Origin of the sequence: Megamonas rupellensis DSM 19944, assembly GCF_000378365.1 — a bacterium.
GTDB classification, from domain to species: Bacteria; Bacillota; Negativicutes; order Selenomonadales; family Selenomonadaceae; genus Megamonas; species Megamonas funiformis.
The window spans coordinates 59,949-83,009 of sequence record NZ_KB899569.1 but is presented as its reverse complement, the minus strand read 5'-3'; the positions used below and the strand labels follow the sequence as shown (position 1 = coordinate 83,009).

The window sequence follows — 23,061 nt, the reverse complement described above, 5'->3', positions numbered from 1 at the left end:
TTTCTTATGCAGTTTGAAGAGTTGTTATCATCAGTTTATCCAAATTAGGAATAATTTTGTTGATAACATGAAAAAGAAGGTGTTCATCACAGCTTACGCCGATGATGTCTGCTACTTGTTTAAGGTTTTGCGTAGCATTTTGAGCAGCAATGCCGTAGTCGGCAAAGAGAAGCATTTCTATATCATTGTCAAAATCACCAACAGCGATAAATATTTTATCCTTGTACATAGGCATTTTGCGTAAATTATCCAACATAATACCTTTAGAAGCATTTTTAGGAATTAATTCAAAATAACTAGACCAAGAAGTAAAATATTTGGCAATTTTATCCATCTCCATAGATTTGGCGAAATTATGGAGCCATGATATCGTATGAGTATTTGTTGTATAGAATTGGACTTTTAAAATATCTAAATCATAAAGGTCATCTAGATTACTTCTGATATAAGATAAATTTTCACGTTTGATAACAGGATCATCAAATTCTTCTTTAGTGATGATGTGAAAAGTATCTTTAGTATGAAGTTCTATACAAGTGTTAGGACAATGAATTAAACATTGTTTGAGAAAATTGAAAAGAATTTTTGTTTGCAGTGATAATGTTTTTAAGACTACATTATTATTCGTATCTTGCAAGATTGTGCCATTATAAAATATGCTAGGTGCATTTATAGGAAGCTCTGGAATATATTGTTTACAACTGTGGAGGGTTCTTCCAGTAGCTACTGCAAATGTACCACCGGCTTTAGTGAATTCATTTAAAGCATATTTGTTAATAGTGGAAATTTGCGATTTAGAATTAATTAATGTGCCATCCATATCACTGATTAAGAAAACATTACTAAAATCTGTCATAATTATTACCTCAAAATGGAGTTAATTTTGTAGAAGATAGAAGCTACCACGCATAGCAAGTCTTCTTCTTCTACAAATGTATCTAATAACCAGAGGTGCTATTTCCTAACTGATATGCTTTTATTATAAATGGTATATTTTAAAGGATAATGAAGTAAATGTAAAAAAATAATAAAAATTTCTAAAAAATATTGATATTTTTTAGAAGTGTTGATATAATATTAATGGATAAAGATTATTAATTAATAAAAATTACAAAGGAGATGTTATTTATGAGAAGTATTACAAAACTTGATTTACAGTATGCACATCGTTTTTATGGTTTCAAGGGCGAAGCACAATATCTTCATGGGCATACAGGTGTTCTTACTATTGAAGTAGAAGGTTCTATTAATTCTGGCGTAAATATGGTATTCCCTTGTAATGAAATTCAAAAAACTGCATGGGAAGTTTTGAAAAATTTTGATCATGCTTTAATTTTGCGTGAAGATGATCCATTACTTCCTGCTATTTTAGGTGTTTATGAAAAGCAAGGTATAAAAGATGGTGCACCAAATAATGTGATGAAAGGGCCTGCTTTTAAAACAGAACTTGCTACTGCATATCCAGATTGTCGTCTTGTTGTTACAAAAGAAACAATGACAGTTGAAGGTATGATAAAAATTGTTTATGAGCTTTTAAAAGATAAATTAAATATTGTAAAACTCACTTTCTCTAGTGGAGTTAATTTGGCATCTGAAGAATATGAACCACATCTTGAAGTTGATCGTTGTCCATTATGTGGTATTGCATTGAATGAAAATGGCGTTTGTCCAAAATGCGGTTATAAAAAACCATAATTAAATATTTATAAATAAAAAAGCCACAGCAATATGATGTGGCTTTTTTATTTAATTATCGTTGACGAGCAACTGTTCCTGCTCTACCTGGTAAATATCCATGATAAATTTCACATTCTTTAATATTAGGAACATGTTTACCTTCTTCTAGTTTTACAAATTCATAACCAAGTTTTTTGGCTTTTTTGATGAAATCATGAAGAATAGGCAATTGTTTTAAGCCTTCCATTTCTGAATGGATAGTTAAAACATTAAATTCTTGATTGCAATGACTTAACCAATAATCATTGATATTTTCTTCAGTGATTAATTTATCATCTAAAGTGCTACCTAAACATTCATCCATAGTGAGCAATGTTCCTGGAATTTGTAGTGGCAAATATTTTTTATCATTCATGATAGGATAAAATGGATAATATCCGCGAACATCACTGCAATAATCAAAACCTAATTCTTGTTGAACTTTTAAGCTACGAGGAGTTACTTGCCAGCCAGGAGCAGCACAAGCTTTAGCTTTAAAGCCAGCGATTTTTTCAAAGAGATTGATGGCTTTGGTCAATTCTTCTTTTATAGTATCTTCAGATAAGAAAGGCAATTTATCTTGCCAATAAACATGATCCCAACAATGAATGCCACATTCGTGATTTTCTTTGATAGCACGAAGAAATGGCATAGGATTTGGTTCGACGATATGAGGTGCAGGTAAAAGAGTACCATACATCATAGTTTTAAAACCATAGGTACTAGGTGCTTTAGTGCGTAGCATTTTAGTTAAAAAACCTTTGCGAAAGATACGGCGAATAGCTTTACCAGAATTATCAGTACCCATGGAGAAAAAGAAAGTAGCTTGGATATCTTCTTGTTTAAAGACATCAAGCATGCGAGGTACACCTTCATCATAGCCACGTTTTGTATCTACATCAATTTTTATAGCAATTTTTTTAGCCATAATATCCTCCAAATTTTATATTTTAGTTAAAAAGCCATCGCCACTAGCAAATGCTGAGGCAATGGCTTTGATTTTTATAAATAATAATTAAGCTTTATCTAAATTTTTAGCATACCATTCAAGTGTATAGTGGATTGCTTCGCGAAGTGTAGCTTTTGGTTTCCAACCGAGACGAGTTTCCATTTTTTTCACAGATGGCAATCTATCTTGCATATCATCATAATTTTTACCGTAATATTTATCGGAGTCCATAACGATAAATTCTACTTTATCGGCTTTATCTTTGAATTCAGGGAATTTTTTCATTTCATCAACAACGATTTCAGCCATTTCTTTGATGGAATAATTGTTTTCTGGATTACCAATATTGAAGATTTGTCCTTCTGCTTGGTCATCTTTATTAGTGATGATATCGATTAAACCTTGTACACCATCGCCTACCCAAGTAAAGCTACGACGTTGAGCACCACCATTTACAAGTGTTATTTTGCCAGTGTACAAAACATCATAGATGAATTGAGTGATGGAACGACCTTTATGTTCGCTTGCGTCTTTGAAGCTATCAAGGCGAGGCCCTACCCAGTTAAATGGGCGGAACAAAGTGAATTTAAGTCCCATTTCTTGACCAAAAGCGAAGATTACTCTATCCATCATTTGTTTACTACAACTATAAATCCAACGGCTCTTAGATACAGGACCTAAGATTAAATTACTGTTATCTTCGTCCATGACTTTATTGTTAGGATCAGGCATACCATATACTTCAGAAGTTGAAGGGAAGATAACGCGTTTACCATATTCAGCACATTTACGAACCATTTTTAAATTTTGTTCAAAATCAAGTTCGAATGTCCAAAGTGGACGAGTTATATAATAAGCTGGGCGAGCGATACCGATTAATGGTAAAAGAACATCACATTCTTTAATTTGTTCATTGAGCCAAGCTTCTTCTTTGAAGATATCGCCTTTTTTCATAGAAAAGCGAGGATTATCCAAGAATTGAGTGATATTATTATCTGCTAAGTCAAACCCTTGAATTTCCCAGTCTGTTTGAGCAAGTGCCATTTCAAGGAAATGAGAGCCAATAAAACCGTTTACACCAGTAACAAAAATTTTCATATGATAAATACTTCTTTCTATCTTTATTTATAATAGTTTATTCAAGTTCGAATTTAGTACCGATTGGCAATAAATCAGTAAATGCTTTAGCATCTAATTCAGCTTCATTTTCAAATTGTAATTTTTCTAGTTGAAGTAGACCTTTTCCGGTGCCAATGCAAAGTGGATTAGTACTTACAATTTCACCGATATTTCCTGTTCCTTCGATTGGTTTTGCCCACCAGATGAATAATTTTTTATTATTTACATAGGTAAAAGCTCCAGGAAAAGGATGTGTAACGCCACGAATGAGATTATATAAACTAACGGCGTCTTTAGAAAAATTCAATAAACCATCTTTAGGGCGACGTCTGCCAAATTTTGTGGCTTGTGTATCATCTTGTGGTGTCAAAGTAATAGTACCTGCCTCTATTTTTGGCAAACAATCTTTGATGATTTCACTAGCGATTTTACTAACTTTGATGAAAACATCTAAAGATGTATCTGTAAAGGCTATATCAAATCCACGCTGGTCTACAATATCTCCTTCATCAGCTTTTTCTGTCATGAGATGAAGTGTGGCACCAGTGCGTGTTTCACCATTTACTACAGCCCAATTGATACATGTTTGACCACGATATTTAGGCAATAAAGCACCGTGGAGATTATAAGCACCTAAACGAGGTTTTAAAATGATTTCATTAGGAATTAAACGGCGAAAATAGAAAGAGAAGATGATATCTGGATTTAAATTTAAGATATAATTAGTAGCTTCTTCATCTATTTTTTTTGGTCTAAATACAGGGATATTATTAGCCTTAGCTAAATCATATACAGAATGAAACCATATTTCTTCATCAGGGTCATCTTGATGAGTATATACAGCTAAAATATTAGCTTTAGCTTCTATTAAAGCTTTAAGACAAGTATATCCAGGTTCACTATAGGCAAATACTACAATAGAAGGTCTATTCATCTTCTTTAGCACCGTCCTCATATATTTTTCTGATTATATAATGTGGTCGTTGCTGAATTTGTTTATAAATTCTACCAGTATATTCGCCAATGATACCAAGTGCCATAATAGTTGCACCGATCAAGAAGAAGTTTACAGCCATTAAAGTGAAGACACCATCAGCTTCTGGTCCGACAATAATACGGCGTAAAATCAAATATAAGAAGAAGATAATACTTAAAAGGGAGATACCCATACCGCTCATTGTAACCATTTGTAGTGGAGCTATAGAAAAGCTTGTCATTAAGTCAAAATTTAAGCGAAGTAAACGGAAAAAGCTATATTTAGATTCGCCAAATTCACGTTCGCGATGACTGACAGGAATTTCTATAGGATTTACGGCAAATTTTTGACCTAAAGCAGGAATGAAAGTAGTGCTTTCACGACTTTGAACGATGATATCGACAATACGACGACTATATCCGCGGAGCATACAGCCATAATCGCTGATATGCAAACCACTGATGCGATTAGTCATTCTGTTTACAAAGCGAGAAGCTACTTTTCTAAATAAAGGGTCATGACGATTTTGACGACATGTGCCGACTACATCATAGCCTTCATCCATTTTGGCAATGATTTTAGGGATTTCTTCTGGCGGATTTTGAAGGTCAGCATCTAAAGTAATGATGTATTTTCCACGAACATTAGCAAAACCAGAAGTGATTGCCATATGCTGACCGAAATTACCATTTAAATCAATGACGCGAACAGTTTTTTCATGCTCTTTTTGAAAGTCATAGAGCATGGCAAATGATTTATCACGACTACCATCATTGACAAAGATTATTTCAAAACTACGCTGTAAATTTTCCATTACAGGATAGAGTTCTTTAAATAATTGAGAAAGAGATTCTTCTTCATTGTAAACTGGAATTACAATGGAAATTTCAGGATTTCCTAACATTTTTTAGTTATCAGCCTTTCATACCACAGATTTCTTTGATTGCTTCAATAACATCAGTTATATCTTCATCGGTCATTGCAGGGAAGAGTGGTAAGGAAACAATACGTTCAGATACATATTCAGAGTTTGGTAAATCGCCAGCTTTAAGACCAGTGAGTTCGCCAAAGCAAGTAAATAAATGAAGTGCTTGATAATGGTAAGCTGTACCGATATTTTTAGCACTCATTTTTGCCATGAAATCATCACGACTAAAACCGAGTTCATCAATATCAATTAGAGGTGTGTATATATGCCAAGAATGAACATTGCCTTCTTCGATTTCTGGAGGAAGGATTAAACCACGTACGTCTTTTAATTCTCTTTGATAGCGAGCTACGATTTCACGACGACGATTATTGAATTCTTCAAGATGAGTAAGCTGGTCGCGACCGATAGCAGCTTGAATATCCATCATTTGATATTTTAAACCTGGACGGAAAATATCATAATGAGCTTTACCATTTGCTTGATAACGGTTCCAAGCACCTTTACTCATACCATTTTGACGTTGCATAGACATGAGTTCAGCTGCTTCTTCATCATTTGTGCAAATCATGCCACCTTCACCAGTTGTGATATTTTTTGTTGGGTGGAAGCTAAATACAGCAATATGACGAGCACCACGACCAAAGCCGATTTTTTTACCTTTATATTCTGCACCAAGAGCATGAGCGGAGTCTTCGATAATGCCAAGATTATATTTTTGTGCAAGAGCTTCAAGTGCATCCATATCGCAAGGGCGACCTGCAAAATGAACAGGAATGATAGCTTTTGTTTTTGGTGTGATAGCTTCTTCAATTTTATTTATATCAATATTGAATGTATGAGGGTCAATATCTACTAAGACAGGTTTACCACCAGCAAATACGATTGCATTTACAGTGCTAGCAAATGTCATAGGTGTAGTAATGACTTCATCACCAGGCTCGATAAGTGCCATTACAGCGAGGTGTAAACCGGCAGTAGCAGAGTTTACGGAGATACCAAATTTGCAACCTACATAATCAGCAAATTTTTGTTCAAAATCTACTGTTTTAGGGCCCATAGCGAGCCAACCTTTACGAATAGAGTCTGCTACATCAGCAATAGCTTCTTCGCTAACCATAGGTTTAGCAAAAGGTAAAAATTCTTTACGCATGGAAATATTCCTCCAAATCATTTAACTATTATTTATTAATCAAAATAGTATATGACCCTTCAGTTAATACTTGTTTCGCTGGAGAAGTCAATACATTGAGACATTTATCTTTATAACGTTCTTTAACCACAATTATAATACGCTTTTGACTGTTCCACAAATCATTTAACTCTTCGCCATTGAAAAACCAACCTGCACCACTTGGATGTTCAGAGCCAAACTCAAGTTCACCTTTGAAATCAGCAAGAGCAACTCGTTGATTAGTGTAATATGGTATACCGTGATAAAAATCGCCATAATTTACAATTAAAGCGTCTTGTGGATTTAATTCATTGATTTTTTGGCTTACATAATATGCAGATTGATTATTGTGTACTTGTTGTTGAACATCATGAAGACCTAAACCAAAGAAAAATCCCATGACACAAAGAACACTTACAGTGCAACGAAATCTTTTTATTTTTATCCAAACCAAAATAGAGGCAATGGTACCGATGAATAATGCTGCTGTGAGTAAACCACCTTCGGCAATGAATTCATCAATTGTCAAATAATTAGAACTTAAGACATAGCCAACTAAAGCTCCGACAAAAGCTAAGCATAAGATGCTATTGATTAAAAAGCTATGACTAAGCCAAGAATTTTCATCTTCAAAACGTTTGATGGAAGCTGCAATTAAAATAGCAAGTGGCATCCAGCAAGGCATAATATATGGTACTAATTTAGAATCAGAAATAGAGTAAAAAATGAAAATGATAAAGAACCATAATAATAAGAAGATGATATCAAAGCGATTGCGCTGAGATGTTGTTTTACGAATAACACCTTTTTTACTAAATAAAGATAATAAAAATCCAGTCCAAGGTAACATGCCGATGATTACAAATGGAATAAAGAACCACCAAGGTTGGAATCTATCGTGCATTTTAGTTGTAAAACGCAAGAAATGCTCACGAACAAAGAAGAAATAAAAGAAATCATGGTTTGCTTGGCAAACGAGATAAAACCATGGAACAGTAACGATGAGAAAAGCTAAAATTCCAGGTAGATAAAATAATTTTAAGAATAAACGAGGTCTTTTTGTTAAAATTGTGTACCAAAATAAAATACCAAATGGTAAGATTATGGCAACTAAGCCCTTAGTTAAAACACCAAAGCCCATGGCGATATAAAAGGCAACAAGCCATTTTTTCTTTTCTGAGCGTTCAAAAGCATAGAAAAATACCATGCAGGCTGTCATAAATAAAGTCAGAGCCATATCTAAAATATTAATAGAGGCAACGATTAAATTTAAACAAGATGTGGCTAGAATAGCACTAGCGAGTAGACCTACTTTGCGAGAATACATCATTGTGCCTAAAAATCCAGCAAGACCAACGCAACCGATAGCTGATAATGCAGGCAAGATACGTCCGGCAAATTCTGTAACACCGAAAATTTTCATCATGATGGCAGTAAACCAATATTGAAAAGCAGGTTTTTCAAAGTATTCTACGCCGTTTAAATGTGGAGTGATAAAATCGCCACGAAGTAACATTTCACGAGGTATTTGATTGTAACGACCTTCATCAGGGTCCATTAAATGATAAGAGCCTAAATGGGCTAAATAGAGATAAAAAATAGCTAAAACAAATATTCCCAACAGTAATTTTTTATTTTTTAGACAAAAATCACGCAAGAAAAAACCTCCTAGATAAATGATTTTAAAAATATGTTTAAACTATACAATTATACTATTTTTTATATTTCTCTACAATCAAGATATAGTATAGATATCTAAAATGATTTTTTCCTGAAAGAATAATACAAGATAGCGAAGATTTTTTTGATTTTTGCTGTAAGATTGTACTAGATGTGTTAAGATTAATAATTGATAAATAAAGGGAGATGAAATTTTGACAAATTTATTATTGATATTAACAGGTGTATTATTAAATGCAGCTGCTCAATTGGTTTTAAAAAAAGGCATGTCGCAGATAGGAAGCATACAAGTAGATATTAATTCTATATTGACCATGGTTTTAAAAGCTAGCACAAATATTTATGTATGGTCTGGGCTTATTTTCTATGTGATAAGTTTTGTTGTTTGGCTTATGGTACTTTCGCGAGTAGAAGTAAGTTATGCTTATCCATTTTTAAGCATAGGTTATATCATAGCTGCTTTTGTGGGTTATTTTTATTTTGGCGAGTCAATGACTTTGAATAAAATAGGTGGTATCATCATCATTTGCTTGGGAGTATTTTTATTATATCGTTCTTGATAAAATTATATTATTAATTTGAACATAGAAGGATTTTATGATGAAAGCTAAAAATTATGTAAAAGTAGGATTAGTAATATCTATCGTTTTGCATGTAGGGATTTTTGCTCTAGGTGGATATGTTATGAATAATATAACAAAAGAATTAAACGAAAAATCAATGCTACAATCCTCTGCTGATGAAGATATTACGTATGTAGATATTGGAATAACTCAAGAGGACGAGTCAAATGATATAGTAGTTGAAGAGGCAGAAGACATCAATGCTCAATCGGAAATAGTTGTTGATGAAGAAGAATTAGAAAAGCAAAAACCACCAATAGAAACAATTAATCCACCAGAAGAAAAAAAGCCAGAACCTGTAGTAAAAAAAGAACCTAGACATAAATTTCGCACATATAAAGATACAAAAATCGTAGTTAAAGAGATATCAAAAGAAAATCTTGTATTGAATTTTAGCGATGTAAAAGATTCTAAGGATTTAATGCCAACTTATAAACATAAAGAAAAACCTGTTTATGATTATAATTTAGTGCCAGAAGGCGAAGCTATTATCATAGTAGTGGAATATATCATGGATGAGCAGGGCAAAATAATACAGGCTTATCCTGTGTTACCTGCTGAAAAATCTGATTTAGGTTTAAGTGAAGAAGAATATCAAGATTTAAATACAGCATGTATACAAGCTTTAGAAAAATATGAAATTATTCCACCTAAGGATAAAAGAGGAAATATTCCTCAACAAGAAAAATTTATCTTAACTCATGATGGTGCAGTAGAAAAATTTGAGTTTTAAATAAAAAATAGCATGTTAAAGGTTATGTTAAATTTCGTAATCTTTAACATGCTTTTTTATTTAGTTATGAGTGATGATTAAATATTTATTAGTTTCAAAGTAAACAATAGCATTTTCATCATTTAATTCAGCTAAACATTCTTGTTTATATTTTTGAGGAACGACTAATATCGCATGAGGATTTTGTTGCCATGTGGACAGAAATTCTTCTTTGTTAAAGAACCAACCCTGTCCGCTATCGTGTTTAGAGCCAAATTCTAATTCACCTAGATAATCGTAAATGGCAATGCGGGATTTTGTATAAAATGGTAAATCTTGAAGATAATCTTTATAGGAGATTATTAGCGTATCTTTTGTTTTTAAAGTATTTACTACTTGAGCAATTTCTTTTCCTGTACGATGTTGAGCCACTTGTGTGATTACAGGTTGTAAAGAAAAGCTAAATAAAATAGCAGATATAGCATAAATTGCGATTATTTGTGAGAAATTTTTATATTTATACCAAGATATAAATATTATTAGATTAGAGATAAATAGTACTAAAATGATGAAACTGCCAGAAAAGATAAATTCATCTAAACTGATAAAATCGCTTTTAATAGCTGTTACGATTAAAGCAACAATGATGAGCAGGGAAATAAAAGCGTTAATGAATAGAGCAATTTTTATTTTAGTTGTCTGATAAGAAATGTGATTTAAATGACGACTAATCAATATAGCCATAGGCATCAAACAAGGAACTATATAAGGTACAAGTTTAGAGTCTGACATGGAGTAAAAAACAAAAATTATACTAAACCATAGACATAAATAAATATATTTATGTCTATGAGGATTAGTTATAAATTTATACCATGTTCTTTTTGGTGATTTGGATAATAAAGAGGAGATAAAAAATCCAGTCCATGGGAAAATCCCTAAAATGATACAAGGTATGAAGAAATAAAAAGGTTGATAACGGTCATGAACTTTAGTTAAATAGCGTAAAAAATGTTCATGGATAAAAAAGAAATAGAAGAAGTCTGGATTATCTTTGCAAACTAAATAAAACCATGGCACACAAATCACGAGAAAAATTAATATACCGATAAGAGAAATACTTTTTAATAGTAGTTTTAAATTTTTAGTGAGTAAACAATAACAAAATATAATGGCAACGGTTAAAACAATAGCGATTAGACCTTTTGTCAAAGTACCAAAAGCCATAGAAGCGTAAAATATATATATATATTTTGATTTTAATGTAGTGCTAAATTGATAATAACTCACCATAGATAGGGTGATGAAAAAAGATATTGCCATATCTAAGATATTTAAAGAGCCTATAATTAAATAAAGAAAGGAACTGCCAATTATAATACTAGCTAGAAAACCTGTTTGGCGATTAAACATCTTAGTAGCTAAATATCCTGTTAAATAAATACCCCCTAAAGCACATAGAGCAGGAAATAAACGCACGGCAAATTCATTTTCGCCAAATATATACATAAAAAAAGCTGTAATCCAGTATTGAAGGACGGGCTTTTCAAAATACTCTACGCTATTTAAATATGGAGTAATGAAATTTTTATTAGCAAGCATTTCGCGAGGAATTTCAGCATATCTGCCTTCGTCAGGGTTTATCAAGGGGTATAGACCGAGATGCCAGAGGTATAAAATTATGAAGATTATAGCTATAGTAAAAATAGAAGTTTTGTCGAGATTTTTAAAGTCGAATAATTGAGATGAAGTTTGCTGCGATTTCATAAAAATAACTCCTTTATGATTAATTTAAGAAAATCATAAAGGAGCATTCTGAAAAAAAGCTGAAGTGAAAATAAAAATTACAATATTAATTTTTAGAGATTATTAAAGTAAAACAAGAACCTTTTTCTTTATTATTTTCAACGAGAATATTACTGTGATTTTTTTGAGCGAGTATTTGAGCTATTGATAAACCAAGACCATTACCATAATAAGTGCGAGTATTATTAGCACGATAAAATGGCTTAAATATATGCGGTAAATCTTCAATGGATATGCCAGGACCACTATCTTTGATGGCAATTTTTATACATTGTTTATCTTCTGTTATGGTGATAAAAATAGAACTATTTTCATCACTGTATTTAATAGCATTATCCACTAAGATGGCTAATATTTGTTCGATATGAGACATATCAGCTGTTATAAAAATATCTGGAGGGTTAGAAATTTTGAGGGTTATTTGCTTATTTTTAGCTAATAAAGAAAATTTAGTGTAGATTTTATTGATGAGATTATTGAGGTTAAATTTAGTGTTATGCACAGTTAATGTATTATTAGTATTTCTTGCAGATAATAATAAATTGTCAATGAGCTTTTTCATCTTTAAGCTTTCATCATTAATATCATCAATAGTATCTATGGAAAATTTAGAGAGATTATTTTCATCATCTGTTTTTAATACAGTTAATCCAGACATTATAATGCTTAAAGGTGTTCGCAATTCATGAGAGGCATTGGCAATAAACTGTTTTTGTTGTTCAAACGATTGAACGACAGGTTGCATAGCTTTATTTGCCATTTTATAAGCGACATAGCGTACAAAAAATAAGGATAGAGAAATAATTATTAATAAAATGAAGAATATGCGAATTTGTTCACGCACCCAATGAGTTATTTCTATGCCAACATAGACTTCACCTAAAAATACATTATTTTCTAAGAGTGGATAGCGCATATAAATTAAATATTTCAAATGGCGATTATCAACTAAATTAAAATCAAAATATACCTTATGAAAAGAAAGTGAATTATCATTAATAATTTTAGTGATAAATTTTTCAGACCATTCCATATTATTATGTTCAAATACTAATTGATGGTCTTTGGTATATCCATAGATGAAAATTTTATTGAAATAATTATCTTCTTCAGGCGAGTTATCATCATCTTTAGGAAAATTTTTTAAATCCTTAGTATTGATTTTATAAAATAAGTCTTCACTTTCTTCAATAGCAAGCATTTTTATATGAGATAATTGGCTTTTATATGATATAGAAAAACCTACAATATATAAAGAAAATGATACAAATAATAATAGTAATACAGTAAGATAGCAATAATCTTTAACGATTTTTTCTTTGAATTTTGTAAACATATTATATATCCATTTCAAATTTATAACCGATACCACGAATGGTATGGATACAATCACTTAATGATAATTTAGTTAATTTTTGACGTAGAGATTTTATTGTTACATCTAAAGTATTGGAATTTATATTAGTATCATATCCCCAGATTTTATCAATAATTTGTTCACGAGGTAGAATTTGATGTGTATTTCTAATTAATAATTCCATGAGTTGATTTTCTCTAGGGCTTAAAGATACTTCTGTTTGTTTATAAGTCAAAATAGCATTGCAACAATTTAATTTTAGATTGTTATATTCAATGATATCATTATAAAATGTTTTGTTGATGCGACGAGATAGAGCTCTTATTCTAGCTAGTAGCTCTGGAAATTCAAATGGCTTGGCTAAATAATCATCGGCTCCACTATCTAAACCATCAATTTTATCTTCAAGAGAATCCCTAGCTGTCAGCATTAAAATAGCAGTTTGATTATTTTTTGCTCGCAGATATCTACATACTTCGATACCGGATTTTAAAGGCATCATCCAATCTAAAATGATGATATCATAGTCCGATAAATTAGCATAATCAATAGCATCTTGTCCATTATATACACAATCTACAATGTAATTTTCTTTTTTTAGAAGAAAATCAATCATTTTAGATAGTCTTTTATCATCTTCAGCAAATAATATTCGCATAGAAACACCTACTTTTCTAATTTAATATTATGAAGTATATGATATTTAATATTTTATAGTATTGGCATATAAAAATAAATATAGCGTGAAATTTTACTTTTATTTTATTTAAATATATTTTGTTACATATTTTTTACATATCTTTAATATAGTTTTTACAAACTATTGATTTTAATTTTAAAAAATCTTTTTATAATAGTAACCGTTTTGAAATATTTCTCTGAAAAATTAATCGGAGTTATTTTGAGCAAATTTGTTTTTACTTTTTTTAGGTAGAGTATATTAATCATTTTTGGAGGAATATTTAATGTTTAAGAAAAAGCTTATTACAAGTGCAATCACCGCAAGTTTAATGATGGGAATAGCAAGTACATCTTTTGCAGCAACTAATCCATTTAGTGATGTGCCAGCTGATAGTTGGGCATATGATGCAGTTACTACACTTGCTAATGATGGCGTGATTGATGGCTATCCAGATGGTACATATCAAGGTCAAAATACTATGACTCGTTATGAAATGGCACAGATTGTAGCACGAGCTATGGCAAGAACTGATCTTGAAAAAGCAGACAAAGCAATTGTTGATAAATTGGCTGTTGAATTTGCTGATGAATTGGATAATTTAGGTGTGCGCGTTGCAGATTTAGAGAAAAAATCCGACAATATGAAATGGAAAGGCGAATTAAAATATAAATATTCGCAGGAAAATCATGATGAAGGAAAAGATAAACGCTCTAATAAATTAGAATTTAAACTTGAACCAAAAGCTTATATTGGTGATAGTGATTGGACTGCTAATGCTAAAATTGAATATACAATGTATCCAGAAACAGATAGCAATGCAGATGGTGTAAAAGTAAGTAAGGCATATGTAGAAGGTCCTTTATTTGGTGCAACAGTAACAGCTGGTAGAACTTCTTTAGATATTTGTCAAGGTATGATTTTTGATGATGAAATTTCTGGTATGACAGCAAATTTTGGTAGTGATGTATTTAATACAAATATAGCTATTGGTCGCTACAGTGAAAACGATCATGATGGTGAAATCCCTGATGGTAAAACAGCAAAAGATATCACTGCTGATTACTATGGTGTACAGTTTGATTACACACCAAATGATAATTTAGCACTCAATGCAGGTTATATTTTATTGAGTGGATTAGATAAAGATGTTGAATTAGATTTAGACGTTGATGATAATAAAGCTAATTTATGGTATGTCGGCGGTAAATATAATTTTGATAAAAATGTTGCATTAGCTGGACAGTATTTACAAAATGCTGATGCTAATAGCTATGATAAAGCAGGTAGTGTAGAAATACAGTATAAAGGCGCAAGTGCGAAAGATGCAGGTTCTTGGGGAGCATATATAGGATATCGTCATCTTGGAGAAAATGTAACTATTGAGACTGCTTATGATGATGCTGCAGAAGGTCAAAAAGGTCTTGTAGCTGGTGTAGAATATGCTTTTGCTGAAAATATTCTAGGCGAACTTCTTTATTTTGATGGTAAAGATATGGATACAGATAAAGATGCTGATACAGTATATACTAGTCTTAAATTTAAATTTTAATAAATAAGTCCATAAATTAAATTTAAATATAAACTAAGAGGCGATAGTGAATGTTTCATTTTAGAAAAACTAAAAAACAGATGATAGCACTTTGTTTAAGTGCAGCACTTAGTGCAGGTTCTTTAACTGCTTATGCGGCAACAGAATATTGGAATGATGCTTCTACAAAACCAATGGTAGAAACTAAAACACCTATTTCTGATAATACTAATTGGGAACAGTGGAAAGCTGGCTGGGATAATTTAAAAACAAATTATGAACAGGTAGCACTTACACCAGGCGCTGATTTTTCTAAATTAAATTTTGGTTGGTATTCTAAAGAAAAAACAGATAAAGCAATGGTACGTATTGCTGATAATAAAGATATGAAAAATGCCAAAGAATTTAAAGGTACTTGTACAGAAGGTACTGTAATCAATGGTGTGCAGTATTATAGCAATAAAGTAACAGCTGATGGTTTTAAACCAAATAGCACATATTATTATCAAGTAAAATTAAATGGTGAATGGCAACAAGCTCAAGAATATAAAACAGGTGATCCAGACAATTTCAGCTTTATGTTTGTAGGTGACCCACAGATTGGTTCTTCATATAAACAAAAAAATGCAGAATCTAATGGTAAAAAATTAGGTAACGATTTAGCTGCTAGAAATGACTCTTATAACTGGAATGTAACTTTAAATAAAGCAATGGAACAACATCCAGAAATAGACTTTTTAGTATCTCCTGGAGACCAAGTAAGTGTAAAAGGTAATGAAGACGCAAAAGATTTAAAAGAACAAGAAGACCAATATTCTGGATATCTTTCCGCCTCTGTACTTCGCAATTTACCACAGGCAGTAGCTATTGGTAACCATGATTGTAGCTCTGCAAGCTATCAAAATCACTTCAATAATCCAAATCCATTCCTTGAAGAATCTACACCAACACCTGCTGGTAACGGATATTTTTATAGTTATGGTAACGCTTTATTCATTGTCATTAATGCTAATAACTATAATGCAGCAGACCATAAAGCTTTGATTGAAAAAGCCATTAAAGAAAATCCAAATGCAAAATGGCGTATTGTTGTAATGCACCAAGATATTTATGGTTCAGGTTTAGACCATTCAGATTCTGATGGCATTATCTTGCGTACACAATTAACACCAATTTTTGATGCAAATGATATTGATGTAGTATTACAAGGTCATGATCATAGCTATGCACGTACTTATCAGCTTACAAGTGATGGACAGGCACATGATGAATTTTTAGAATACAAACAAGATCAAGGTGGATTTAACCACGATAATTTTGATGAACGCTTTGAAAAAGATGGCGTATTCAGAGCATATTATAAATCTCAAAATCTTTGCTACAATATAGCCGATAAATCACAAGGTACAGTTGTAAATCCAGAAGGTGTATTTTATTTGACTTCTAACTCTGCAACTGGTTCTAAATTCTATAATTTAATTCCAGAACAACAAGATTATGTAGCAGCTCGTAGTCAAAATTGGAGACCATCTTATTCTGTAATCAACATTACAAAAGATAGTTTCACTGTTAATACTTATGATGTAGAAACAGGTGAAGCAATAGATAGCTCCTATACAATTGTAAAAAAATAAATGATGATTTGATATAAAAGTGATAAGAATTTTTCTTATCACTTTTATTTTACAGTTATTTTTGTATATATTTATTTAAATTTTACGTTACGTTTACAGTATTTTTAAAAATAAAATATAGAATAAATATATCTACAAAAGATATAGAAATTATCTTACTTTTGATTAGAACTAAGGAGAGTGACTTTTGTGTTTTATTTGAAAAAAAATAAAAAAAGAATGTTAGCTTTATGCTTAAGTGCAGCACTTAGTGTAGGCTCTTTAACTGTTTATGCGGCAACAGAACAATGGAATGATGCTTCTTTAACACCAGCTTTTACTACTAAAACAGCTGTATCAGAACATACAGATTGGGCAGATTGGAAAGCTAACTGGGATAAAATTAAAACAAATTATGAACAAGTTGCTTTAATTCCAGGCTCCGATTTTTCTAAATTAAATTTTGGTTGGTATTCTAAAGAAAAAGCAAATGAAGCAGTAGTGCGTATTGCTGATAATAAAGATATGAAAAACGCTAAAGAATTTAAAGGTACTTGTACAGAAGGTACTGTAATCAATGGTGTGCAGTATTATAGCAATAAAGTAACAGCTGATGGCTTTGAACCAAATACTACATATTATTATCAGGTAAAATTAAATGGTAAATGGCAACAAGCTCATGAATATAAAACAGGCGACCCACATAATTTCTCATTTATGTATGTAGGTGACCCACAGATTGGTGCTTCAAAAGGTCAAGTTCCAAATGAAAGTGCTGTAGAACAAAGTGAAGATGTTGCAGCTAGAAATGATGCTTATAACTGGAATAAAACATTAAATAGTGCTTTAGCACAACATCCAGAAATTAACTTCTTAGTATCTCCTGGTGACCAAATTAATGAACCAGCTGGTAATAACGCTGAAAAACATTTATTACAGGAATATGAATACTCCGGATATTTATCTGCAACAGCTTTCCGCAATTTACCACAAGCAGTAGCTATTGGTAACCATGATTGCTTGACTACTAGTTATCAAAATCACTTCAATGTGCCAAATCCATTTACAGCAGAAACTAATTCTACAGTTGCAGGTCATGGATATTATTATACTTATGGCAGTGCTTTATTCATTGTCATCAATGCTAATAACTATAATGCAGCTGACCATAAAGCTTTAGTAGAAAAAGCAGTAAAAGAAAATCCAAATGCAAAATGGCGTATTGTTGTAATGCATCAAGATATCTACGGTTCAGGTTTAGACCACTCTGACTCTGATGGTATTATTTTACGTAACCAATTAACACCTATTTTTGATGCAAATGATATCGACGTAGTATTACAAGGTCATGACCATACTTATGCTCGTACTTATCAGCTTACAAGTGATGGTAAACAATATGATGATTTTGCAGAATATAAAGTAGGTCAACATGGACAAGACCATAAAGTACTTGATAATAAATTAAAATCTGACAGTGCATTCAAAGAATACTATACTTCTCAAAATCGTTGCTACACTATTGCTGATATGAAACAAGGCACTTTAGTAAATCCAGAAGGTGTATTCTACATGACTTCTAACTCTGCAACTGGTTCTAAATTCTATAATTTAATTGAACAGCAACAAGATTATGTAGCTGCTCGTAGCCAGACTTGGAGACCAACATATTCTGTAATCAATATTACTGATGATAAATTTACTATTAACACATATGATGCTCAAACAGGCACACCAATCGATGAAGCTTATAGCATTATTAAGAGATAATAAGTAAGATTTAATTTTTCTCTAACTGCGGTAAAGTATATGCTTTACCGCAGTTTTTACATTAAAGAAATTAATATAATGATAATAAGAGAGGAATTTTTTATGAATTTGTTAAAAAATATTTGGGTTCGCGGGATTATAATTATTTGTATATTAGTAGGTGGTTTTTTCTTTTTACAATCGTATAATCAGGTAGAAAAACCAACTTTAGTAAATACACAAGGGCGCGCTTTTGAAAAAGCAACAGTAGTGGAAGTTTTAAAAGATAATATACAAGAAGATGGCTCTCGTGTGGGCGACCAAGTTGTATTATTACAGATGGAAACTGGACCACAAAAAGGGCAGATTTTGGAGGCAAATAGTCCTAATGGATTATTATTTGGAACAGCATGTAAGCCAGGCTTAGAAGTAATCACCATTTCTAGTGTAGTGGGGCAATTACATGTTACTACTGTATATAATGTAGATCGTTCTATGCCAATATATATTTTTATAGCTATTTTCTTGATTTCACTTTGTATTATTGGTGGGAAAAAAGGTGTAAAATCGGCAATTGCACTTATTTTTAGTTTCATTTGTTTTGTATTTGTATTTTTCCCTATGATAATGAAGGGAACTTCTCCATCTTTAGCTGCTATTTTTACAGCGACAATTGTTACAGCAATGACCATTTGCTTGATTAATGGTTTTACGATAAAAGCTTTATCTGCTATTTTGGCAACTTTTTTTGGTTTATTGATTGCAGGTTTGACAGCAGATATTTTTGGCTATTTCACATCACTTTCAGGTTATAATGTATCCAATATTGAAGCATTATTATTTATTGGACAGAATACTTTAATTGATGTAGGTCAATTACTTTTTGCTGGTGTTTTATTTGCAAGTTTAGGTGCTGTAATGGATATAGCGATGGATGTATCTTCAGCAGTGCAAGAATTGCATGTTAAAAATCCAGCATTAACACCTAAAGAATTATTTAAAAGCGGTATGAATGTTGGACGAGATATTATGGGTACAATGTCAACAACACTTATTTTAGCTTTCTTTGGTGGCTCTCTTGGTGTATGGGTATTAGATTATGTATATGATTTACCATATTTGCAATTGATAAATTCAAATTCTATTGGTATAGAAATCATGCAAGGGATATCTGGTAGCTTCGGCGTTATTTTAACAGTGCCAATAGTAGCATTATTTTCTGCATGGCTTCCTCATTATTTAGAAAACAAAAAATAAGAATTATATTGTTTTGAGCATAAAAAAGAGATTATGGTTTGGATAATAAACCATAATCTCTTTTAGTTTTTAGAATTATTTTATTCAAGGACTTTATAAATAGCACAACAATCTTCTGCACCATAACCTTGTTCAGAAGCTTTTTGATAAAGTTCACGGGATTTTTGACTAAATATAGGAGTATAATTAAAATCTTTAGCCATATTACAACCAAGAGTTAAATCTTTTAAAGTTAAATCAACAGCAAAGCGATTGCTAAAATCATTATTAGCTATGGCTGGACCTCTGCGACTTAATTGATTAGAATCTCCTCCTGTTTGTGCTAATAATGTTAAAAATTGTTCAATATCTATATTAGCTTTTTGTGCTAGATGAATACCTTCAGCAAGTATTGCAAGATTAGTCATACCAATCATGTTACTGATTATTTTGAAAGCATAAGCCTGAACTACACCACCTAAGTAATGAACAGGAGAACCAATTAAGTTTAAAATAGGCATTATTTTTGTAAATATTTCTTTATTGCCACCAACAAATAATGGTTCAGAAGCTGTTTCAGCTTGTGCAGGACCTAATCCTAAAGTACAAGCTATATAATGGACATTATGATGAATAGCATATTGTTCTATTTCTGTAGCAGTACTAGGGTCGATAGTACTAGTATCAATATAGATAGAGCCAGGTTTTAATTGACTGAGTAAGCCATTATTTTCTATCATGATTGATTTTACTGTTTGTGGAAGTGGCAAACATGTAAAAATAATATCGCAAATAGCTAAATCGTTAATATTTTTTACAACTTTTCCTGTAGTGCCAGCACTTAATACTTTATTTATATGCTGTTGATTTCTGCCATAAATATAAACTTCTTTGCCGGCACGAATAAGATTTCGAGCTAAAGGACCACCCATTAAACCAATACCAATAAAACCTATTTTCATGAAAAAAACCTCTCTTTTGCCTTATAAGTAATATATGATAAAATATATCTAATATATTCAACATATATTAGATTATATATAAAGTCAATATTGAGAAATAGGATGAATATTAGGAGGTTTTTACATGAATAGTCATGAGTTTCATGAACTTACACATTATGTAATGGATTCACCTGCGAGTCCACCTGCTAGTTTATTTGCTGGCGGTTTTGATGATTGGAGAAGTAGAGCACGTCTAGCTCATTTTTTGGCAATGCCAGAATTGAAAAAACATGATGAAGCAATAGAGTTGTTTCGTTCTGTTGTTGAAGTAGAAATAGATGAAGAAAATCCTGAACAGGTAGAAGAAAAAGTTTATGCTTTGCAAAGATTATCTTCTTGCCTTCGTGAAGATAAAAAATATGATGATGCTCTTCACTATATAAATTTAGCTGTGCAATTAGTAGAGTCTACAGATTATTTATATAAATATATTCTACGTGGAGAAGTTTGGGCTGACCGCTGGAATTTATTATATAATAAGCAAGATATTGAAACAGCTGAAAATGAAATCGATGAAAAAATTCGCGTATTTGAAAATTTAGACGTGAAACATAATAGTTATTTATATTATGGTTATCGTTTTAAAGCTCAATTAATGGCTACCGGTCTGATGAAAGAGGAAGCTTTAAATTATATGAGAAAGGCTTTATCTTTTATGGATATTCCTGAAAAATATAAGCCTGCTATAGAAAAAGCTTTTAGTGCTACTCATAATAATGTCGCATGGATTTTAAATACGATTGACCATGCTTGCCCTTCACCAGAAAAAATTCATTGGGATATTTAAGTTTGCAAAAAATACATATATGACATTAAGTATTAGTTATATATGTATTTTTGTACATATATATATTTGGACAAAGATAGTATAGATAATAAGAGGAGGATTTTTATGGCGAAGGAAAAACATGTAGAAGGAGAAGCAGACCATTATATTAAGACATTGATAGGTGCTGTATTAGGATATGCAGCTGATGGTCTGGATATGTTTTTATTATCATTTATTTTAGTTTTTATTATTAAAGATTTTGGACTTACTACAGCAGAAGCTGGGAATTTAACTTTAGCAACAACTATTGGTATGTGGATTGGTTCATATATTTTTGGATTGTTAGCAGATAAATATGGACGTACAAAGATATTATCTTTTTCGATAATTTTATTTGCGGTAGCCACATTCTTGATGTATTTTGTTGATAATTATACAGTGTTACTTGTTTTACGTTTTATCATTGGTCTTGGTATCGGTGGTGAATTCGGTATTGGTATGGCGATTGTTACTGAAACATGGGCACCTGATATGCGAGCAAGAGCTACTTCATGGGTAGCGCTTGGTTGGCAAGGCGGTGTATTATTAGCAGCAGTTATACCGGCTATAATTGTGCCAATGTTTGGCTGGCGTGCAGTATTTCTTGTAGGTTTAGTCCCTGCACTTATCGCAATTTATGTACGTATGCATCTTAAAGAACCGATTTTGTGGCAACGTAAAAAACAGCGTCAGCAAGAATTGATTGCTAAAAAAGAAAATGGAACTATCACTGAAAAAGAACAAAAAGAATATTATTATTTGGCTGGTATGCCACTTAAAAAATTATTTACTACAAAGAGAATAACAGCGACAACAATAGGTCTTACAGTGATGTGTTTAGTGCAAAACTTTGGCTATTATGCGATATTTAGTTGGATGCCAACAATTTTATCTCAAAAATATGGCTATAGTTTAGCGCAGACAAGTGGTTGGATGGTAATATCTATTGCTGGTATGGTTTTAGGTATAATCTTATTTGGTATTTTGGCTGATAAAATTGGACGTAAAAAAACTTTTGCACTTTGGTATATTTGTGGAACAATTTACTGTGTAATCTATTTCTTTTTTTTCACAAGTCAAGCAAGTCTATTATGGGGAAGTTTCTTATTAGGCTTCACTGTAAATGGCATGATGGGTGGTTATGGTGCAGTTATTGCTGAAAATTATCCATCTGAAGCACGTTCTACTGCAGAAAATATAATTTTTGGTACAGGTCGTGGTCTATCTGGCTTTGGTCCTGCTATAATTGGTTATTTGGCAACAGGCGGAAGCTTGATAGGAGCAATGAGTCTTGTATTTGTTATTTATCCAATAGCACTTATTTTTATGTGGTTCACTGTTCCAGAAACAAAAGGTATAGAAATCGATTAATAAAAAAAGGTTATGCTTTTGCATAACCTT

At 31.7% G+C, this 23,061-nt stretch carries 20 protein-coding genes; 9 read left to right on the top strand and 11 right to left on the bottom strand.

All coding sequences use genetic code 11. From position 1 onward, the window contains the following. Positions 1 to 4: 4 nt before the first annotated feature. Positions 5 to 856, bottom strand: coding sequence for an HAD-IIB family hydrolase (locus tag F553_RS0102575; RefSeq protein WP_018998872.1), 852 nt, complete (start codon positions 854 to 856; stop codon positions 5 to 7). 272 nt (positions 857 to 1,128) lie between these two features. Between F553_RS0102575 and F553_RS0102570 the strand changes: the two genes are divergently transcribed. Continuing rightward, the gene (locus tag F553_RS0102570; protein ID WP_018998871.1) at positions 1,129 to 1,695 is read left to right on the top strand and encodes a 6-pyruvoyl trahydropterin synthase family protein; all 567 of its coding nucleotides are present in this window, start codon (positions 1,129 to 1,131) and stop codon (positions 1,693 to 1,695) included. Between the two features lie 55 nt (positions 1,696 to 1,750). On the opposite strand, the gene F553_RS0102565 is transcribed toward F553_RS0102570, so the two are convergent. From F553_RS0102565 to F553_RS0102540, 6 genes are all read right to left on the bottom strand, one after another. Next, the gene (locus tag F553_RS0102565) at positions 1,751 to 2,644 is read right to left on the bottom strand and encodes a 4-deoxy-4-formamido-L-arabinose-phosphoundecaprenol deformylase (protein WP_018998870.1); all 894 of its coding nucleotides are present in this window, start codon (positions 2,642 to 2,644) and stop codon (positions 1,751 to 1,753) included. 87 nt (positions 2,645 to 2,731) lie between these two features. After that, positions 2,732 to 3,763: a bifunctional UDP-4-keto-pentose/UDP-xylose synthase gene (locus F553_RS0102560; protein ID WP_018998869.1), complete on the bottom strand. Its 1,032-nt coding sequence runs from the start codon at positions 3,761 to 3,763 to the stop codon at positions 2,732 to 2,734. Positions 3,764 to 3,800: 37 nt separating this feature from the next. Continuing rightward, on the bottom strand, positions 3,801 to 4,718 hold the full coding sequence (locus F553_RS0102555; protein WP_018998868.1) for a formyltransferase: 918 nt from the start codon (positions 4,716 to 4,718) through the stop codon (positions 3,801 to 3,803). After that, positions 4,711 to 5,664, bottom strand: a complete 954-nt coding sequence (locus F553_RS0102550) for a glycosyltransferase (protein WP_018998867.1) — start codon at positions 5,662 to 5,664, stop codon at positions 4,711 to 4,713. Before F553_RS0102550 ends, F553_RS0102555 begins: the two co-directional genes overlap by 8 nt. Positions 5,665 to 5,674: 10 nt before the next feature. Next, entirely contained in the window at positions 5,675 to 6,841 is a 1,167-nt protein-coding gene (locus F553_RS0102545; RefSeq protein ID WP_018998866.1) for a DegT/DnrJ/EryC1/StrS family aminotransferase, read from the bottom strand. 28 nt (positions 6,842 to 6,869) lie between these two features. After that, complete coding sequence (locus F553_RS0102540) at positions 6,870 to 8,519, bottom strand: phospholipid carrier-dependent glycosyltransferase (protein ID WP_018998865.1); 1,650 nt, start codon at positions 8,517 to 8,519, stop codon at positions 6,870 to 6,872. Between the two features lie 217 nt (positions 8,520 to 8,736). Here F553_RS0102540 and F553_RS0102535 point away from each other — a divergent pair, with 217 nt between their 5' ends. After that, positions 8,737 to 9,102, top strand: coding sequence for an EamA family transporter (locus F553_RS0102535; protein ID WP_008539496.1), 366 nt, complete (start codon positions 8,737 to 8,739; stop codon positions 9,100 to 9,102). Between the two features lie 37 nt (positions 9,103 to 9,139). Further along, complete coding sequence (locus F553_RS0102530; RefSeq protein ID WP_033405420.1) at positions 9,140 to 9,898, top strand: hypothetical protein; 759 nt, start codon at positions 9,140 to 9,142, stop codon at positions 9,896 to 9,898. A 60-nt stretch (positions 9,899 to 9,958) separates the two neighbouring features. On the opposite strand, the gene F553_RS0102525 is transcribed toward F553_RS0102530, so the two are convergent. The 3 genes from F553_RS0102525 to F553_RS0102515 all read right to left on the bottom strand — a co-directional run bounded on the left by F553_RS0102525 (position 9,959) and on the right by F553_RS0102515 (position 13,698). Further along, positions 9,959 to 11,644, bottom strand: coding sequence for a phospholipid carrier-dependent glycosyltransferase (locus tag F553_RS0102525; protein WP_018998863.1), 1,686 nt, complete (start codon positions 11,642 to 11,644; stop codon positions 9,959 to 9,961). A gap of 85 nt (positions 11,645 to 11,729) precedes the next feature. After that, positions 11,730 to 13,019, bottom strand: a complete 1,290-nt coding sequence (locus F553_RS0102520; RefSeq protein WP_018998862.1) for a sensor histidine kinase — start codon at positions 13,017 to 13,019, stop codon at positions 11,730 to 11,732. 1 nt (position 13,020) lies between these two features. Then, positions 13,021 to 13,698, bottom strand: coding sequence for a response regulator transcription factor (locus F553_RS0102515; protein ID WP_018998861.1), 678 nt, complete (start codon positions 13,696 to 13,698; stop codon positions 13,021 to 13,023). Positions 13,699 to 14,005: 307 nt separating this feature from the next. Here F553_RS0102515 and F553_RS0102510 point away from each other — a divergent pair, with 307 nt between their 5' ends. The 4 genes from F553_RS0102510 to F553_RS0102495 all read left to right on the top strand — a co-directional run bounded on the left by F553_RS0102510 (position 14,006) and on the right by F553_RS0102495 (position 19,869). After that, positions 14,006 to 15,271, top strand: a complete 1,266-nt coding sequence (locus F553_RS0102510) for an S-layer homology domain-containing protein (RefSeq protein WP_018998860.1) — start codon at positions 14,006 to 14,008, stop codon at positions 15,269 to 15,271. Positions 15,272 to 15,321: 50 nt separating this feature from the next. Next, the gene (locus F553_RS0102505; protein WP_018998859.1) at positions 15,322 to 16,884 is read left to right on the top strand and encodes a purple acid phosphatase family protein; all 1,563 of its coding nucleotides are present in this window, start codon (positions 15,322 to 15,324) and stop codon (positions 16,882 to 16,884) included. 219 nt (positions 16,885 to 17,103) lie between these two features. Continuing rightward, a complete protein-coding gene (locus tag F553_RS0102500) occupies positions 17,104 to 18,633 on the top strand; it encodes a purple acid phosphatase family protein (RefSeq protein ID WP_015561829.1) in 1,530 nt (509 codons plus the stop codon). 102 nt (positions 18,634 to 18,735) lie between these two features. Then, positions 18,736 to 19,869, top strand: coding sequence for a YibE/F family protein (locus F553_RS0102495; protein WP_018998858.1), 1,134 nt, complete (start codon positions 18,736 to 18,738; stop codon positions 19,867 to 19,869). An 80-nt stretch (positions 19,870 to 19,949) separates the two neighbouring features. Here F553_RS0102495 and F553_RS0102490 read toward each other — a convergent pair whose 3' ends face one another. Then, on the bottom strand, positions 19,950 to 20,810 hold the full coding sequence (locus F553_RS0102490) for an NAD(P)-dependent oxidoreductase (RefSeq protein WP_018998857.1): 861 nt from the start codon (positions 20,808 to 20,810) through the stop codon (positions 19,950 to 19,952). Between the two features lie 124 nt (positions 20,811 to 20,934). On the opposite strand from F553_RS0102490, the gene F553_RS0102485 reads away from it, so the two are divergent. Both F553_RS0102485 and F553_RS0102480 read left to right on the top strand, forming a co-directional pair. Continuing rightward, positions 20,935 to 21,639 carry a tetratricopeptide repeat protein gene (locus tag F553_RS0102485; protein ID WP_008539481.1) on the top strand — a complete coding sequence of 235 codons (705 nt, stop codon included), beginning with the start codon at positions 20,935 to 20,937 and terminating at the stop codon, positions 21,637 to 21,639. Positions 21,640 to 21,744: 105 nt separating this feature from the next. Further along, positions 21,745 to 23,031 (top strand): MFS transporter, encoded by a 1,287-nt coding sequence (locus F553_RS0102480; protein ID WP_018998856.1) that lies wholly within the window; start codon positions 21,745 to 21,747, stop codon positions 23,029 to 23,031. The last annotated feature ends 30 nt before the right edge of the window (positions 23,032 to 23,061 follow it).

Bases quoted from the DNA above. Each gene is read 5' to 3' on its own strand.
- F553_RS0102575 (WP_018998872.1), bottom strand. From the start codon at position 856: ATGACAGATTTTAGTAATGTTTTCTTAATCAGTGATATGGATGGCACA.
- F553_RS0102570 (WP_018998871.1), top strand. From the start codon at position 1,129: ATGAGAAGTATTACAAAACTTGATTTACAGTATGCACATCGTTTTTAT.
- F553_RS0102565 (WP_018998870.1), bottom strand. From the start codon at position 2,644: ATGGCTAAAAAAATTGCTATAAAAATTGATGTAGATACAAAACGTGGC.
- F553_RS0102560 (WP_018998869.1), bottom strand. From the start codon at position 3,763: ATGAAAATTTTTGTTACTGGTGTAAACGGTTTTATTGGCTCTCATTTC.
- F553_RS0102555 (WP_018998868.1), bottom strand. From the start codon at position 4,718: ATGAATAGACCTTCTATTGTAGTATTTGCCTATAGTGAACCTGGATAT.
- F553_RS0102550 (WP_018998867.1), bottom strand. From the start codon at position 5,664: ATGTTAGGAAATCCTGAAATTTCCATTGTAATTCCAGTTTACAATGAA.
- F553_RS0102545 (WP_018998866.1), bottom strand. From the start codon at position 6,841: ATGCGTAAAGAATTTTTACCTTTTGCTAAACCTATGGTTAGCGAAGAA.
- F553_RS0102530 (WP_033405420.1), top strand. From the start codon at position 9,140: ATGATGAAAGCTAAAAATTATGTAAAAGTAGGATTAGTAATATCTATC.
- F553_RS0102525 (WP_018998863.1), bottom strand. From the start codon at position 11,644: ATGAAATCGCAGCAAACTTCATCTCAATTATTCGACTTTAAAAATCTC.
- F553_RS0102520 (WP_018998862.1), bottom strand. From the start codon at position 13,019: ATGTTTACAAAATTCAAAGAAAAAATCGTTAAAGATTATTGCTATCTT.
- F553_RS0102515 (WP_018998861.1), bottom strand. From the start codon at position 13,698: ATGCGAATATTATTTGCTGAAGATGATAAAAGACTATCTAAAATGATT.
- F553_RS0102510 (WP_018998860.1), top strand. From the start codon at position 14,006: ATGTTTAAGAAAAAGCTTATTACAAGTGCAATCACCGCAAGTTTAATG.
- F553_RS0102505 (WP_018998859.1), top strand. From the start codon at position 15,322: ATGTTTCATTTTAGAAAAACTAAAAAACAGATGATAGCACTTTGTTTA.
- F553_RS0102500 (WP_015561829.1), top strand. From the start codon at position 17,104: ATGTTAGCTTTATGCTTAAGTGCAGCACTTAGTGTAGGCTCTTTAACT.
- F553_RS0102495 (WP_018998858.1), top strand. From the start codon at position 18,736: ATGAATTTGTTAAAAAATATTTGGGTTCGCGGGATTATAATTATTTGT.
- F553_RS0102490 (WP_018998857.1), bottom strand. From the start codon at position 20,810: ATGAAAATAGGTTTTATTGGTATTGGTTTAATGGGTGGTCCTTTAGCT.
- F553_RS0102485 (WP_008539481.1), top strand. From the start codon at position 20,935: ATGAATAGTCATGAGTTTCATGAACTTACACATTATGTAATGGATTCA.
- F553_RS0102480 (WP_018998856.1), top strand. From the start codon at position 21,745: ATGGCGAAGGAAAAACATGTAGAAGGAGAAGCAGACCATTATATTAAG.